Genomic DNA, 281 nt, shown 5'->3' on the forward strand with positions numbered 1-281 from the left:
ACTCCTCAAGCTTGGGGTGCAGGATGTCCATCCTCTCAGCCAAAGATGCCACCAGCAAGCGACCCGTATCATCCACCACCAACAATCACCGCAGGCCAAGTTTCTTTAACACAACGCCATCCGTCCATGATCGCCATAATCCAGAACAGTACAATTGGCACCATAAATGGCAACTGGCGTCCGACCATCTGACTGATTTCATGTGTTTCAACACCTGAAACTTGACCAGCAACAATAATTGGAATTCCCATAGCACCAAATGCAACAGGCGCCGTGTTTAT

General features: G+C 48.8%; 1 protein-coding gene. It reads right to left on the reverse strand.

From position 1 onward, the window contains the following. Positions 1-68 precede the first annotated feature (68 nt). The coding region (locus FLQ44_RS19730; protein WP_240801348.1) for an L-lactate permease at positions 69-281 on the reverse strand (213 nt) is incomplete at its 5' end.

The sequence above is a fragment of the Vogesella mureinivorans genome, from assembly GCF_007644035.1.
Taxonomy (GTDB): domain Bacteria; phylum Pseudomonadota; class Gammaproteobacteria; order Burkholderiales; family Chromobacteriaceae; genus Vogesella; species Vogesella mureinivorans.